General features: G+C 71.6%; 13 protein-coding genes. 8 read left to right on the forward strand and 5 right to left on the reverse strand.

Going from position 1 to position 13,505, the window contains the following annotated elements:
• The first annotated feature begins 22 nt into the window (after positions 1-22).
• Positions 23-1,006, forward strand: a complete 984-nt coding sequence (locus QC283_RS17125) for a TerC family protein (RefSeq protein WP_279562395.1) — start codon at positions 23-25, stop codon at positions 1,004-1,006.
• Positions 1,007-1,286: 280 nt separating this feature from the next.
• Here the strand turns inward: QC283_RS17125 and QC283_RS17130 are convergent, their stop codons facing one another.
• Positions 1,287-2,180, reverse strand: a complete 894-nt coding sequence (locus tag QC283_RS17130; RefSeq protein ID WP_279562396.1) for a DUF3152 domain-containing protein — start codon at positions 2,178-2,180, stop codon at positions 1,287-1,289.
• A gap of 113 nt (positions 2,181-2,293) precedes the next feature.
• On the opposite strand from QC283_RS17130, the gene QC283_RS17135 reads away from it, so the two are divergent.
• From QC283_RS17135 to ctaF, 5 genes are all read left to right on the forward strand, one after another.
• Positions 2,294-2,983 carry a response regulator transcription factor gene (locus QC283_RS17135; protein ID WP_279562397.1) on the forward strand — a complete coding sequence of 230 codons (690 nt, stop codon included), beginning with the start codon at positions 2,294-2,296 and terminating at the stop codon, positions 2,981-2,983.
• Positions 2,984-2,994: 11 nt separating this feature from the next.
• Entirely contained in the window at positions 2,995-4,491 is a 1,497-nt protein-coding gene (locus tag QC283_RS17140) for a sensor histidine kinase (RefSeq protein WP_279562398.1), read from the forward strand.
• Positions 4,488-5,156, forward strand: a complete 669-nt coding sequence (locus QC283_RS17145; protein WP_279562399.1) for a hypothetical protein — start codon at positions 4,488-4,490, stop codon at positions 5,154-5,156. Before QC283_RS17140 ends, QC283_RS17145 begins: the two co-directional genes overlap by 4 nt.
• A 272-nt stretch (positions 5,157-5,428) precedes the next feature.
• Positions 5,429-7,117 carry an aa3-type cytochrome oxidase subunit I gene (gene ctaD, locus QC283_RS17150; protein ID WP_279562400.1) on the forward strand — a complete coding sequence of 563 codons (1,689 nt, stop codon included), beginning with the start codon at positions 5,429-5,431 and terminating at the stop codon, positions 7,115-7,117.
• The gene (ctaF, locus tag QC283_RS17155) at positions 7,114-7,572 is read left to right on the forward strand and encodes an aa3-type cytochrome oxidase subunit IV (protein WP_279562401.1); all 459 of its coding nucleotides are present in this window, start codon (positions 7,114-7,116) and stop codon (positions 7,570-7,572) included. The genes ctaD and ctaF overlap by 4 nt, the downstream gene beginning before the upstream one ends.
• On the opposite strand, the gene qcrB is transcribed toward ctaF, so the two are convergent.
• Genes qcrB through QC283_RS17175 form a run of 4 tightly spaced genes read right to left on the reverse strand, consistent with a single transcriptional unit; the run spans position 7,500 to position 10,352 of the window.
• Positions 7,500-9,113 carry a cytochrome bc1 complex cytochrome b subunit gene (gene qcrB / locus QC283_RS17160; RefSeq protein ID WP_279562402.1) on the reverse strand — a complete coding sequence of 538 codons (1,614 nt, stop codon included), beginning with the start codon at positions 9,111-9,113 and terminating at the stop codon, positions 7,500-7,502. The two genes, ctaF and qcrB, sit on opposite strands and share 73 nt — an antisense overlap.
• 54 nt (positions 9,114-9,167) lie before the next feature.
• Complete coding sequence (locus QC283_RS17165) at positions 9,168-9,518, reverse strand: hypothetical protein (protein WP_279562403.1); 351 nt, start codon at positions 9,516-9,518, stop codon at positions 9,168-9,170.
• Between the two features lie 35 nt (positions 9,519-9,553).
• Complete coding sequence (locus tag QC283_RS17170) at positions 9,554-9,910, reverse strand: DUF6479 family protein (protein ID WP_279562404.1); 357 nt, start codon at positions 9,908-9,910, stop codon at positions 9,554-9,556.
• A 37-nt stretch (positions 9,911-9,947) separates the two neighbouring features.
• Positions 9,948-10,352 (reverse strand): ChaB family protein, encoded by a 405-nt coding sequence (locus QC283_RS17175; protein ID WP_279562405.1) that lies wholly within the window; start codon positions 10,350-10,352, stop codon positions 9,948-9,950.
• A 152-nt stretch (positions 10,353-10,504) separates the two neighbouring features.
• Here QC283_RS17175 and QC283_RS17180 point away from each other — a divergent pair, with 152 nt between their 5' ends.
• Together QC283_RS17180 and QC283_RS17185 are read left to right on the forward strand one after the other, a co-directional pair.
• Positions 10,505-10,882, forward strand: coding sequence for a four-helix bundle copper-binding protein (locus tag QC283_RS17180; protein ID WP_279562406.1), 378 nt, complete (start codon positions 10,505-10,507; stop codon positions 10,880-10,882).
• 354 nt (positions 10,883-11,236) lie between these two features.
• Positions 11,237-13,456, forward strand: a complete 2,220-nt coding sequence (locus QC283_RS17185; RefSeq protein WP_279562407.1) for a serine/threonine-protein kinase — start codon at positions 11,237-11,239, stop codon at positions 13,454-13,456.
• The last annotated feature ends 49 nt before the right edge of the window (positions 13,457-13,505 follow it).

Raw genomic sequence — 13,505 nt, forward strand, 5'->3', positions numbered from 1 at the left:
TGCGGATCATTGCGAGGCCCGCATGTTCGATGTGCCGTTCTGGCTCTGGATAGCCTTCGCCGCAACCGTGGTCGTGTCGCTCGTCATCGACCTGCTGGCCCACCGCGGCGCTCATGTCATCGGGTTCAAGGAGGCGGCGGCCTGGAGCGCGCTGTGGGTGGGGCTCGCCCTCGTCTTCGGCGCGGTCGTCTTCCTCGTCCTCGGCACGACGGCGGGCACGGAGTACACCACCGCGTGGCTGCTGGAGAAGAGCCTTTCGGTCGACAACCTCTTCGTCTTCGCCCTGATCTTCGCCTATTTCAAAGTGCCCCGCGAATACCAGCACCGGGTTCTCTTCTTCGGCGTCATCGGCGCCCTGGTGTTCCGCGGCCTCTTCCTCGCCGCCGGCATCGCCGTGGTCAGCAGGTTCACCGCCGTTCTGTTCGTCTTCGCGGCCATCCTCTTCTACAGCGTCTACAAGATTCTCAAGGGCGAGGAGGAGAGCTTCGACCCGGGCAAGAGCTTCGCGGTCCGGCTCCTGCGCAAGGTCATCCCGGTGCGGGACACCTACGCGGGCCAGAAGTTCTTCGTGAAGGAAGCGGGCAAGCACGTGGCGACGCCCTTGCTCGCCGTCGTCGCCGCGATCGAAGCGGCCGACCTGATCTTCGCCGTGGACAGTGTGCCGGCGGTGCTCGCCGTCAGCGACGACACCTTCATCGTCTACACCAGCAACGCCTTCGCCATCCTGGGCCTGCGGGCCCTGTACTTCCTGCTGTCGGGGCTGCTGGACCGCTTCCACTACCTGAGCAAGGGCCTGGCGGTCATCCTCGGGTTCATCGGTGTCAAGCTCATCCTCCAGGCGACGCACAAGATGGTCAGCCCGTCCGTGCCGGAGATTCCGTCCCCGGTGAGCCTGGCGGTCATCGTCGTGATTCTCGCGGTATCGGTGATCCTGAGCCTGCGGCGCCCTGCCGACGAGACGAATGAGGGTAAAGTGGAAGCAAAAGCTTCCAAAAACTCTCACTGACGTGGACGTGAGGATCATGGACAGTCACACGCAGCGGACAGAAGCGACGCGGACCACAACGCGGGACGCCGAATCGCAGCAGACGCGGCAGACGGAATCGCAGCGTGGGAAAATCTGCCCGTCCTGCGGGCACCATGTCCCCGCGGAGATCAAACGACACAAGACTCTCGGGATCTACGTCCCGGAGTGGCACCCGGGCACCTGCCGGAATCCGGACTGCTCCTCGTCCGAACCCGACCGGCACCGGTGACTTCCCGGTTCTCCACAGCCGCCCGAGCGCTCAGCCGACGGCCGGCCCGGTGACGGGCCGGCCCTCGCCGTCGTAGGGCCAGACATTGGTCCGGCACCCGTGCAGCCCCTTGATCTGCTGCATCATCACCGGGGCCGGCCGCCCGGATCCGGGGCACCCCTCGTGGCCGTGACCGAGGAAGTGCCCGACCTCGTGGTTGATGATCAGAGCCCGGTAGGACGTCACGTCGTCGGCGTAGTACTGCGTGGCCAGCAGCCACCGCTTGAGGTTGACCATGACGTCCTGTCCCACGTTGCAGTTGACCTCGCCGCCGGTGTCCAGACCGTACTGGCCGCATATGTCGTCCACCGTCGCCGCCGTGGCCAGCCGTACCCGGAAGTCGGACGTGCCGCCGGAAACCCGCCGGAAGCCCACCTCCCCGTCGGCCGTCCAGCCCCGCTCGTCGGCCAGGATGTCCTCGACCTCGACCGCGACGTCCCGGGCCGATATCCCGATGCCGTCCTCGACCTGGACCACGTAGGTCAGCGTCCGTCCGCTCCCGCCGACCCGGTCGCCGCCGCCGCCCGCGGTGGCGAACGTCCCGGGTCCCGAAGACGGAATCGAGTCGGGGTCCGGGCTCTTCTCCGTCTCCTTCTCCTCCTCGGCCCCGGGCTCGTCCTTCTTCGCCTCCTGCGTTTCGACGGCCTCGCGTGACGCGGGCCGCTCGGAGGCCGAGGGCGCCCCCGCGGCATCGGAGGAGCCCCGGGAGGACTCCTGTGTCCGGTCCTCGAGGACAAGACCGCCGGCGAGCAGCAGCACGACGCCGGCTGCGAGTCCCACCCACAGCAACGGCGGCCTTCCGCCCCGTCTGCGGCGGGCGCGGCGCCCGCGGCGCCGACGGGCCGCGTCGGAGGACGGCGAGGGTGTCGAGCGGTGCGCGTTCATGATCACGAAGCCTGCACCGGCCGTGTGATCGTCCGTGGACGGCTTGTGGACCGCTGTGTAACAGCCGCCACCCGAGCGAGGGCGTTCGCACGTTCATACGCATACTGAGATCCATGCCACGGGTCCTGATCATCGAAGACGACCGCGCCGTCCGGGAGGGCGTGCGCCTCGCCCTGCGCCGCCAGGGACACGAGGTCGCCGCGGCCGCTACCGGCGAGGACGGACTGGAGCAGCTGCGGACCTTCAGGCCCGACGCCGTGATCCTCGACCTGATGCTGCCCGGCCTGTCGGGCCTGGAGGTGTGCCGTCGGATACGTGCCCACGACCAGCTGCCGATCATCATGGCCACCGCCCGCGGCGACGACACCGACATCGTCGTCGGCCTGGAGGCCGGCGCGGACGACTACGTGGTCAAGCCGGTCCGCGCCCGCGTACTGGACGCCCGCATCCGCGCGGTGCTGCGCCGTGTGGGCGGCGCGTCGGAGGACCACGGCACGTCCCGTCCCGAACACCACGGTGACCTGGTCATCGACCGGGCCGGGCTCACCGTCACCCACCAGGGACGGCCCGTCGCCCTCGGCCCCTCCGAACTGCGGCTGCTGCTCACCCTGTCCGCCTCGGCCGGGCAGGTGTTCAGCCGCCAGCAGCTCCTGGAAGCCGTGTGGGAGCACAACTACCACGGGGACGCACGGCTCGTGGACGCCTGCGTCAAGCGCCTGCGGTCCAAGATCGGCGAGCCCGCGGGCAGCCCCCGGTACGTCCACACCGTGCGCGGCTTCGGCTACCGTTTCGGGCCCCGGTGAGAGTTCCACGGGTGCCGCGCGCGCTGAGCGGCCTGCGCGTGCGGCTGGTGGTGGCCTTCACCCTGGTCGCCGTCGTGGCCACGGTGACCACCGGCGCGCTGACCTTCCGCGAGGCGCGTACCGGGGTCCTGCAGCAGAGCCAGGACACGGTGATCGAGGACTTCCGGCACCGGGTCAACACGCTGGTTCCCAACTACCGGTTCCCACCCGACGAGTCCGACCTGCGGTCGTTCGCCATCGACGTGTCGCGCGGCGGGCGGTCCCCGAGCTGGCGCGTGCTGGTCGCCTACCGGGAGACGAGTGCCACGTCGGTCCCCGGCGACCTGTTCCGGGAACTGTCCCCGGCGATGCGCGAGTCCGTCCGATCCCGCCGCGCCACGGTGTTCCAGCGGGTGACCCGGGACGGCCGCTCCGCACTCGTCGTCGGCATGCCCGTCACCTACGCGGGCCCGTACGGCACCGAACGGCGCGCCTCCGGACTCGAGGTCTACCTCACCGTCCCCCAGCAGGAGGAACAGGGCTACGTCGACGCGCTGGTCAGCGCGATCGAACGCGCCACCGTGCCCGCCCTGGCCCTGGCCGTACTGATCGCCCTCCTGGCCGCGCGCGGGGTGCTGCGGCCCGTGCGGGCGCTGCGGCGGGCGACCCGCAGTATCGCCGAAGGCCGCCTGGACACCCGGCTCGCGGTGCAGGGCTCCGACGAACTCGCCGATCTGTCCCGCACCTTCAACGAGACGGCCGCGGCGCTGGAGGGGTCGGTCTCGGAACTGCGCCGCATGGAGGCCGGCGCCCGTCGCTTCGCCGCGGACGTCTCGCACGAACTGCGCACCCCGCTCGCGGCGATGTCGGCGGTGACGGACGTGCTGGACGAGGACGCGGCCGGCCTGGACGACGACACCGCGATGGCGGTACGCCTCATCAGCGAGGAGACCACGAAGCTGGCCGGCCTGGTGGACGACCTGATGGAGATCTCCCGGTTCGACGCGGGCGCGGCCGCCCTGCACCTGGACGAGATCGACCTCTCCGAGTCCGTACGGCGCACGCTCGCCTCCCGCGGCTGGCTGCACACCGTGGAGACCAGCCTGCCGGAACCGGGCACGCTGCGGGGCCGGGTGGACCCGCGCCGCCTCGACGTCGTCGTCGCGAACCTCGTCGCCAACGCCTTTCGCCACGGCGCTCCACCCGTCCGACTCCGACTCCGCGCAGAGGACGGCCCCCACGCGGGGAGGCGGGCGGTCCTCGAGATCAGGGACGGCGGCGAGGGCATCCCCGACAGTGTCCTGCCGCACGTCTTCGACCGCTTCTACAAATCGGACAGCGCCCGGACCCGGAGCGAGGGCAGCGGCCTCGGCCTGGCCATCACCACGGAGAACGTACGCCTGCACGGCGGTACCGTCCGGGCGGCCAACCACCCGGACGGCGGCGCCGTCTTCACGGTCGTCCTCCCACTGCGACCGGACGACGCGCAGGACCGGGTGACGCACGAGGCGAAGGAGGAACAACCATGAACCCGCCGACGCCGACGCCGACGACCACGACGGGCCCGGACACGAGACCGTCCGCCGGCGGCTCCCGACTCGCGCTCCCCCTCCTGCTCACGGCGGTGCTGCTCCCGCTCTCCGCCTGCGGCATCCCCCCGACCGGTGTCGTCGAGGCGGGCGAACCCGCGACCGGTGTCCTGGAACCGGGCAGGGCCCCCACCCCGTCGAAGGCCGAGAGCGAGGCCGTACCCGTCCCCACGGTCCCGGTCTACTTCGTCGAGGACGGCGCTTTGGTGGCGGTGCCCCGCCCGGCGCCCGGCGGGACCGATCTGGGCAGCACCGTACTCACGCTGTTCGAGGGACCGGACGGCCCGGAACAGCGGGCGGGGCTGACGACCGAGCTGCCGCGGGCCTCCGTGGCCCCCACCATCCGGACCGACGGAGCGGCGGTCGTCGTCCAACTGCCGCGGAGCGCGGGAAGCCTCAGTGACACGGCAGTCGACCAGCTGGCCTGCACGGTCGCCGTCGCCCGGCTGCGCCAGGACCCGGCGCTGGGCAGCGCGCAGGTGACCGTGGAGCAGCCCGGCGGCCGACTGGCGGGCCGCTCCAGCGACGACTGCCCGCCGGGCGGGCCCCGGGAGGCCGACGGGACGGGCGGTGACGACGGCACCGGCGGGACCGGCGGCGGCTGACGCCGCCCGGGCGACCCGAGGGAGTTCGTCCTCCCCGCGCTGGAATCCAGGTCCCGGACGACGATCGCGAGGCCGTGGTGGACGGAGGGGGTACCCGCCAGGTGGCCCACCCCGACCGTCTCGGCACCATCCCCGCGCACAACCGGCGCGCACCGCCTGAGCTGGGGCAACCCGCGCGCGAGGCTTCCGTACGGGGGAGGGGCCGGATGCCCGGCCCCGGCCCCGGCGTGGCCGCACGCCTGGCCCCGTGACGCCTGGGTACCCTCCGCCGCATGGCGGTGGACAGGAGGACCGAGCCGCCGCGCCGGACACCGGCGCGGCCGCGGACGAACCGCACGCTCGGGCGGGCGCTGACCCGGTGGGCGACGACGACCGATCACAAGGTGATCGGCAACCTCTACATGACGACGTCCTTCGGGTTCTTCCTCTTCGGCGGCGTCCTGGCCCTGCTGATGCGCGGCGAACTGGCCCGCCCGGGGCTCCAACTGGTCACCAGTCACCAGTACAACCAACTCTTCACCATCCACGGCACGATCATGATGCTGCTGTTCGCGACCCCCCTGTTCGCCGGGTTCGCCAACGCGATCATGCCGCTGCAGATCGGCGCCCCGGACGTGGCGTTCCCCCGGCTCAACGCGCTCTCCTACTGGCTCTACCTGTTCGGCGGCCTGATGGTGGTGGCCGGGTTCCTGACGCCCCAGGGAGCGGCGGCCTTCGGCTGGTTCGCCTACGCGCCGCTGAACAGCGCGGTGTTCAGCCCCGGCACGGGCGGTGACCTGTGGACCATGGGCCTGGTGGTGACCGGTGTGTCCACCACACTCGGCGCGGTCAACTTCATCACCACCATCCTGTGTCTGCGCGCCCCCGGCATGACCATGTTCCGGATGCCGATCTTCACCTGGAACGTGCTGTTCACGTCGATCCTGGTGCTGCCGGCGTTCCCCGTGCTCACCGCCGCGCTGCTCGCGCTGGAGGCCGACCGGAAGTTCGGCGCGCACATCTTCGACGCGACGAACGGCGGGGCGCTGCTGTGGCAGCACCTGTTCTGGTTCTTCGGCCATCCCGAGGTGTACATCGTCGCGCTGCCGTTCTTCGGCATCGTCTCCGAGATCATCCCGGTGTTCAGCCGCAAGCCGATCTTCGGCTACGTCAGCCTGGTCGGCGCCACCATCGCGATCACCATGCTGTCGGCCGTGGTGTGGGCCCACCACATGTTCGCCACCGGGGCCGTGCTGCTGCCGTTCTTCTCGATGACCTCGTTCCTCATCGCGGTGCCGACGGGGGTGAAGTTCTTCAACTGGATCGGCACGATGACGCACGGCTCGCTGTCCTTCGAGACACCCATGCTCTGGTCGACGGGCTTCCTGGTGACGTTCCTGCTGGGCGGCATGAGCGGCGTGCTCATCGCCTCCCCGCCCCTGGACTTCCACCTGACGGACTCGTACTTCATCGTCGCCCATCTGCACTACGTGCTGTTCGGCACGGTCGTCTTCGCGATGTTCGCCGGCTTCTACTTCTGGTGGCCGAAGTTCACCGGCAGACTGCTCGACGAACGCCTCGGGAAGATCCACTTCTGGACGCTCTTCGTCGGCTTCCAGACCACGTTCCTCGTCCAGCACTGGCTCGGCCAGCAGGGAATGCCGCGCCGCTACGCCGACTACCTGGCCGCGGACGGCTTCACCACGCTGAACACCATCAGCTCCATCGGCGCCTTCCTGCTCGGCCTCTCCACGCTGCCGTTCCTCTACAACGTGTGGCGCACCCGCCAGTACGGCACGAAGGCCGAGCACGACGACCCCTGGGGCTACGGGCGTTCACTCGAATGGGCCACCGGCTGCCCGCCCCCGCGGCACAACTTCACGTCGCTGCCCCGGGTCCGCTCCGAATCCCCGGCGTTCGACCTGCACCACCCGGACATCGGCCGGCACGACCAGAGGCACGAGCAGAGGAAACAGCGGTGAGGACCGAGGCCCGTCTGTTCACCGGCGTGGCGGCGTTCTTCGCCGTCACCGCCGCCGCCTACGGCTGGTTCTCCCAGGAGCCGGCCGGTACCGCCGCGCTGGTCCTCGCCTTCCTGATGGGCTCGCTCATCGCGTTCTTCCTGCGTGTGCAGTACCGCAGGCGCGGCCTGCGGGCGCAGGACCGTGGTGACGCCGAGGTCCTGGACACCGCGGGCCCCCTGGACTTCTTCCCGCCGCACAGCCCCTGGCCCGTCACGGCCGCCCTGGGGGCCGTCGTCCTCGCGCTCGGCATCGTCTACGGCCTGTGGCTCGCGCTGATCGGCTTCGGCGTGCTCGCTTTCGCCGTGTCCGGCCTCGTCTTCCAGTACGCCGACCGGGACCCTCAGCGTTTCAACTCGCCCACGGACGACCCCCGTTCCGACTCCGGCTTCTCCACGTCGACCCGGTCGCCGTAGTACCACTCGCTGAGCGTCGCCCGCAGCCGTCCCACGTGCGGTGCGTCCCCGTCGGCAGCCGTCTGCGCGAGCGGCTCCGGCTCCTCGCTCGACCGCAGCACGTACCGCTCCTCGGCGTCGAGGGGTTCGTGGCTCTCGACGTAGCCGCCCGCGAGCGTCTGCCGCAGCTCGCCCGTCTCCTCGCCCTCGGCCAGCCGCTCCCGCTCCCGCTCCCGCAACGCCATGCAGACCCGCCTGGTGGTCATGAAGGAGACCGGCGGCAGCAGCACCAGGGAGGTCCGGAACACCCAGGTCAGCAGATTCAGCGGGATGTCGAAGACGTAGGCGAGGATGTCGTTGCCGCCGGCCAGGAGGAGAACCGCGTAGAAACAGATCGCGGCGACCCCCAGCCCGGTCCGCACGGGCTTGTCCCGGGGCCGGTCGCACAGATGGTGCTCCTCGTGATCGCCCGTCACCCAGCGCTCGAAGAACGGATACGCGTACAGCACCGCGAACAGGGCGCCCGGCAGCACGACCGCGGGCACCAGCACGTTCCACATGACGGTGTGGCCCGCCACCGCCGTCTCGAACGGCGGCATCAGCCGCAGCGAACCCTCCAGGAAGCCGACGTACCAGTCCGGCTGCGAGCCGAAGGAGACGATGTCCGGCCGGTAGGGGCCGTACGCCCAGATGGGGTTGATCTGCGACACCGCCGCGAGCAGCGTCAGCACGCCGAAGACCATGAAGAACAGGCCCGCCGAGTCCGTCACGAACTGCGGGAACATCGGTTTGCCCACCGCGTTGCGGTTGGTGCGGCCGCGCCCCGCCCACTGGGTGTGCTTCAGGTAGAAGACGAGAATCAGGTGGAGCGTGAGCAGCGCCAGCAGCAACCCGGGGACCAGCAGGATGTGCAGCGAGTACAGCCGCGGGATCACGTCCTCGCCGGGATACTCGCCGCCGAACACGAACATGCTGATATACGTGCCCACCACCGGGATGGACAGCATGATGCCCTGCGCGATGCGCAGCCCCGTCCCGGACAGCAGGTCGTCGGGGAGCGAGTAGCCGGCGAAGCCCTCGACGAGCGCCAGCAGGAAGAGCGTCACGCCGATCAGCCAGTTCACCTCACGCGGCCGGCGGAACGCCCCGGTGAAGAAGACCCGCAGCAGATGCACTCCGACGGCCGACAGGAACACCAGGGCTGCCCAGTGGTGCGACTGCCGGATCAGCAGCCCGCCACGGACGTCGAAACTGATGTCCACCGTCGAGCGGTAGGCCTCCGACATGCTCAGCCCGAGCAGGGGCTCGTACGACCCGTCGTAGACGACCTCCGTCATCGACGGCTTGAAGAAGAGGGTCAGCCAGACGCCGGTCAGCAGCAGTACGACGAAGCTGTAGAGGGCGATCTCGCCCAGCAGGAACGACCAGTGCTGGGGGAAGGCCTTGCGGAGCAGCCTCCCGCCTTCCAAGACGGGTAGCCGACCGTCGGCTACGTCGACGGTGCGTTCGGCCGCGTAGCGGGCCCGCGCGCCCGCGCGGGCCCTTCTCCTCTTCAACAGCACGGCGCATGGGTTCCCCGGCGCCCGCGCCGGAAACTACGCCGCGGCGGGTACGGACTACGTACGGTCACCCTTCGGCTTGCCCCGCTGGTCCGGTGTGCCGTGCGGCGGCGAGGAGAAGGGCTGCGGGGAGGTCGCGGGCGTCACGGGGGAGCCCGTCCGGCCCTGCCCCTGCTCCGGGCGTACCGCGCCCGGGTCGCCCGAGGACGGCTCCGCGCCGGACCGCAGCTGCTCCAGCCGGGCCGCCAGCAGCTCCGTGGCGGGCAGACGGTCGGCGTGCGACCTCTCGTACGCCAGCAGTTCCTCCACCTGCTCCGCGCCCAGCGAGCGGATACGGCTCTCCAGCCCGCCGATCGGCAGGTGGTCGTAGTCGGGCAACGGCAGGGTGTTGCGAGCGGGGTCCGCCATGATTCTCACTTCCCTCTGTACGACACCTCGGGGGCTCAGCGTCCGCCCGGTCCGCCACTGCCGAACGAACCGCTGCTGCCCTCGTCCCAGCGGGGCCGCTCCTGCCCGGGGGCGGTGTGGCTGCTCTGATGTCCGAGGTCGTGCGGCAGCGTCCGCTCGTCACTCTTCGGCATCTCGTCGGGCTCGCGCCGCTCCCGCGTCTCGTGGACGGGTCCCTCGTCGGGCATACGGGGCTGATCCTCCGGACGCGGCGGGGGCGACTCCCGGCGCTTCTGCCGGCTGCCGAACGCGAACGCGCCGATCAACAGGCCCACGACCACGACGGCCGCGGCACCGATGCCGATGGCGATCCCGCCGGAGCTGACGGCCAGGTCCATCCATGCGTTGGTCATGCGGCGCGGGTACCCCCGCTCCACGTCACCAACCCGCTCAGCCCGACCGGGATGCTCGCGTCTGCGAACGGTTCGCCTTCCGGATCGCCGTGAGCAGTTCCGCCTTCGACATCCGGGACCGGCCCTCGACGCCCAGCCGCTTGGCGACGCCGTACAGGTGCTCCTTGGAGGCCTTCTCGTCGACACCCTCGCCGCTGTGGCCGCCCTGCCCGCGGGGCCGCCCGGACCGCGGGTCGGAGGGGCCCTTGCGGCCGCCCTCCTTGCGCTCCCAGTGGTCGCCGACCTTCTCGTACGTGTGCTTCAGCGCCCCGTACGCCACCCGGTGGGCCCGCTCGCCCTCGCCGTACTCCTCAACGGCCGAGTCGTGGGCCTCGATCCAGGTGCGCTGTGCGTGACGGGGGGAGCGCTCCAGGGTCGACGGCAGTTCCTGTCGTCCCGGCATGTCGTGCACCTCCGTGTGCGGTCGACGTCATCGCTGTCACCAGCTTCACAAGGTCCACGGGTGCCCGGCGGCCCACCCGGAAAACGGGCCGGAAGCCTTGGGAACACCGGGCCCGGCGGTTTGGCGGCGTCCGCAGCGGCAACCCGCGCCATGTGACATCGACGACGACTTCCCAGCAGGAACTGTTCCGCTTCCTCGAAGACCGCTTCGCTTGTGCACAGGCGTGCACCGAGTGCGCACGGGCGTGCGCACTGCGGGCGAGCCTCGTGGACCCGGACGGGACCGAGAATCAGGAGCTCGTACGACGCAAGGGCATCATGTGCGCGGAGGTGTGCGACGCCACCTGCCGGGTGCTGTCCGAACAGAACCAGGTGGACGAGTCCGCGATCCGCGTCCAGCTGGAGTGGTGCCGGCAGGTGTGCCTGGAGAGCGCGCACGTCTTCGACGAGCACCCGGGCGCCGAGGAGAGCGCCCAGGCGTGCCGCGCCTGCGCCCGGGCCTGCGGGGAGTTCCTCGCCACCCTGCGCTGAGGCACGGGCCGCCGCCGGGCGGACCGAGGCCCACCTGAACCCTCGCACGCGAGCCGATGTGGCAGCGGGCCGCACATCTGGCGTACGACCCTCCTACCGCCGTACGCGCACGAGTTCTACGACGGACCGTCCCCCGCACCCACCACCCTCACCCGGCGTCCGCGCGTCACGGGCGCCCGCCGTGAGATGTTCCCGCACGTCCGCGCCGACAGCCGCCGCCCAAACACCTTCCGTCGGCCATGGCACCGCTCGGACCGGCCGCGCGCCCGGCACCATACAAACCCGGACCATAAACCGCCATACTGGACCGGCCAGGGGAGGGCGGGGCGGACTGCTACGGGGGCGGGCGGCGAGATGGGGGACAGCACGCTGATCCAGGGCCGGTACCGGCTGCTGGAGCGCATCGGACGCGGTGGCATGGGCGAGGTGTGGCGGGCGAAGGACGAGTCCTTGGGCCGTCGCGTCGCCGTCAAGTGCCTGAAACCGCTGGGCACGCAGCACGACCACTCCTTCACCCGCGTCCTGCGGGAGAGGTTCCGGCGCGAGGCCCGGGTGGCCGCCGCGCTCCAGCACCGCGGGGTCACCGTCGTACACGACTTCGGCGAGTGGGACGGCATGCTGTTCCTGGTGATGGAGCTGCTGGAGGGCCGCGACCTGAGCCGGCTCCTGGAGGACAACAAGCATCATCCGCTGCCGGTCCCCGACGTCGTCGACATCGCGGAACAGGTCGCCTCCGCGCTCGCGTACACCCACGAACAGGGCATCGTGCACCGCGACCTGAAGCCCGCGAACATCGTCCGGCTCGGCGACGGCACCGTGAAGATCTGCGACTTCGGCATCGCCCGGCTCGGCCACGACGTCGGGTTCACCGCCCGGCTGACCGGCACCGGCATCGCCATGGGCACCCCGCACTACATGTCGCCGGAGCAGATCGGCGGCGACGAGGTCGACCGGCGCAGCGACCTGTACTCGCTGGGCTGCGTGCTCTACGAGATCGCCACCGGCGTCCCGCCCTTCGACCTCGACGACGCCTGGGCGATCCTGGTCGGCCACCGCGACACCGAGCCCGAACCGCCGCGCACCCACCGCGCGGAACTGCCCGCCTACCTGGACCGGATCATCCTGGACCTGCTGGCCAAGCGGCCCGAGCGGCGCCCGGACGACGCCCGGGAGCTGGGCCGCCGGATCACCGCCGGCCGCACGGTACCGGCGTACGTGCCGGCCGGGCCGGCATCCCGGACGCGGACGCCCCAGCCGGTCGGAGGGCGGGCCGTGCTGCCGTCCTGGACCCGTGGCATGACCACCGGCCACAAGGCGACCGGCACCGGGCCGCGCTCCACCCCCCCGGACCCCGCCGCCGGCCTCTCCGGCGAGTGGATTCCGCGCCCCGCCGGCGAGGCCGCCGCGCCCGCCCCCGACGAGCGGCCGGCCCCGGCGCCCGAAGCGGTCGCCGCGCTGGCCGGGCGGCACAACGCGGGCCTGAGCCTGGGGCGGCTCGGCCGCTGGGAGGAGGCGGGTGAGGTACACCGCGCGGTCGCCGACGAGCGCGAGAGCCTGCTCGGCGCCGACCACCCCGACACGCTCGCCAGCCGCTACGAGATCGCCTTCACCCTCAGCCGCACCGGCCACCCCGCCGACGCCCTGCGCGCGTACAAACGCGTCGCCGAGGCCAGGATCCGGGTACTGGGCCCCGACCACACCGACACGCTCGCCGTCCGCCAGGAGATGGCGTACGCCCTGGGCCGGCTGGGCCGGCACGCCGACGCCCACCAGGTCTACACGTCGGTCCTCGCCGCCCGCGAGCGTGTCATGGGCGCCGACCACCCCGACACCCTGCGCTGCCGGCACAACCTGGCCTTCAACCTGGGCCGGCTCGGCCGCCCGGAGGACGCCCACCGCATGGCCCGCGAGGTGGCCGCGGCCCGTGCCCGTGTGCTCGGCCCCGACCATCCCGACACGCTCGTCACCCGCTACGAGGTGGCCTACGAACTGGGCCGGCTGGGCCGCTGGCAGGAGGCCCTCGCGACCTACCGGGAGGTGGCCGAGGCCCGCGGGAGGGCACTGGGCCCCGAGCACGCCGACACCCTCGCCGCCCGCTACGAGATAGGCATCAGCCTCGGCCGCCTCGGCCGCAGCGCCGAAGCGCTGGCGCTGTACGAGGAGCTGATCGACGACCGCACCCGCGCCCAGGGGCCCGACCATCCCGAGACCCTGCGGGCCCGGCACGGCCTGGGCGTCAACCTCGGCCGGCTCGGCCGCTGGGAGGAGGCCCTCACCGAGTCCCGCGAGGTGTGCGCGATCCGCGAACGCGTCCTCGGCCCCGACCATCCGGACACCCTGGTCAGCCGACGCGAGGTCGCCGTCGGCCTGGGCTGGCTGGGCCGCTGGTCCGCCGCCCTGACCGAGTACCGCGGGGTCGCCACCGCCCGCGAACGCCTCCTGGGCCGCGACCACCCCGACACCCTCGCGGGCCGCGACGACGAGGCCCACTGCCTGGAGCAACTCGGCCGGGGCGCCGAGGCCGTGGAGCTGTACCGCATGGTGGCGGTACAGCGCAGAGCGGGAGCCCGCTGAGCCGGGGCCGCGAGCCGGGGCCGCGAGCCGGTCCGGCGCCGGACCGGCC

Origin of the sequence: Streptomyces sp. DH41 (genome assembly GCF_029813785.1) — a bacterium.
GTDB lineage: Bacteria > Actinomycetota > Actinomycetes > Streptomycetales > Streptomycetaceae > Streptomyces.

Bases quoted from the DNA above. Each gene is read 5' to 3' on its own strand.
- QC283_RS17125 (WP_279562395.1), top strand. From the start codon at position 23: ATGTTCGATGTGCCGTTCTGGCTCTGGATAGCCTTCGCCGCAACCGTG.
- QC283_RS17130 (WP_279562396.1), bottom strand. From the start codon at position 2,180: ATGAACGCGCACCGCTCGACACCCTCGCCGTCCTCCGACGCGGCCCGT.
- QC283_RS17135 (WP_279562397.1), top strand. From the start codon at position 2,294: ATGCCACGGGTCCTGATCATCGAAGACGACCGCGCCGTCCGGGAGGGC.
- QC283_RS17145 (WP_279562399.1), top strand. From the start codon at position 4,488: ATGAACCCGCCGACGCCGACGCCGACGACCACGACGGGCCCGGACACG.
- ctaD (WP_279562400.1), top strand. From the start codon at position 5,429: ATGGCGGTGGACAGGAGGACCGAGCCGCCGCGCCGGACACCGGCGCGG.
- QC283_RS17165 (WP_279562403.1), bottom strand. From the start codon at position 9,518: ATGGCGGACCCCGCTCGCAACACCCTGCCGTTGCCCGACTACGACCAC.
- QC283_RS17170 (WP_279562404.1), bottom strand. From the start codon at position 9,910: ATGACCAACGCATGGATGGACCTGGCCGTCAGCTCCGGCGGGATCGCC.
- QC283_RS17175 (WP_279562405.1), bottom strand. From the start codon at position 10,352: ATGCCGGGACGACAGGAACTGCCGTCGACCCTGGAGCGCTCCCCCCGT.
- QC283_RS17185 (WP_279562407.1), top strand. From the start codon at position 11,237: ATGGGGGACAGCACGCTGATCCAGGGCCGGTACCGGCTGCTGGAGCGC.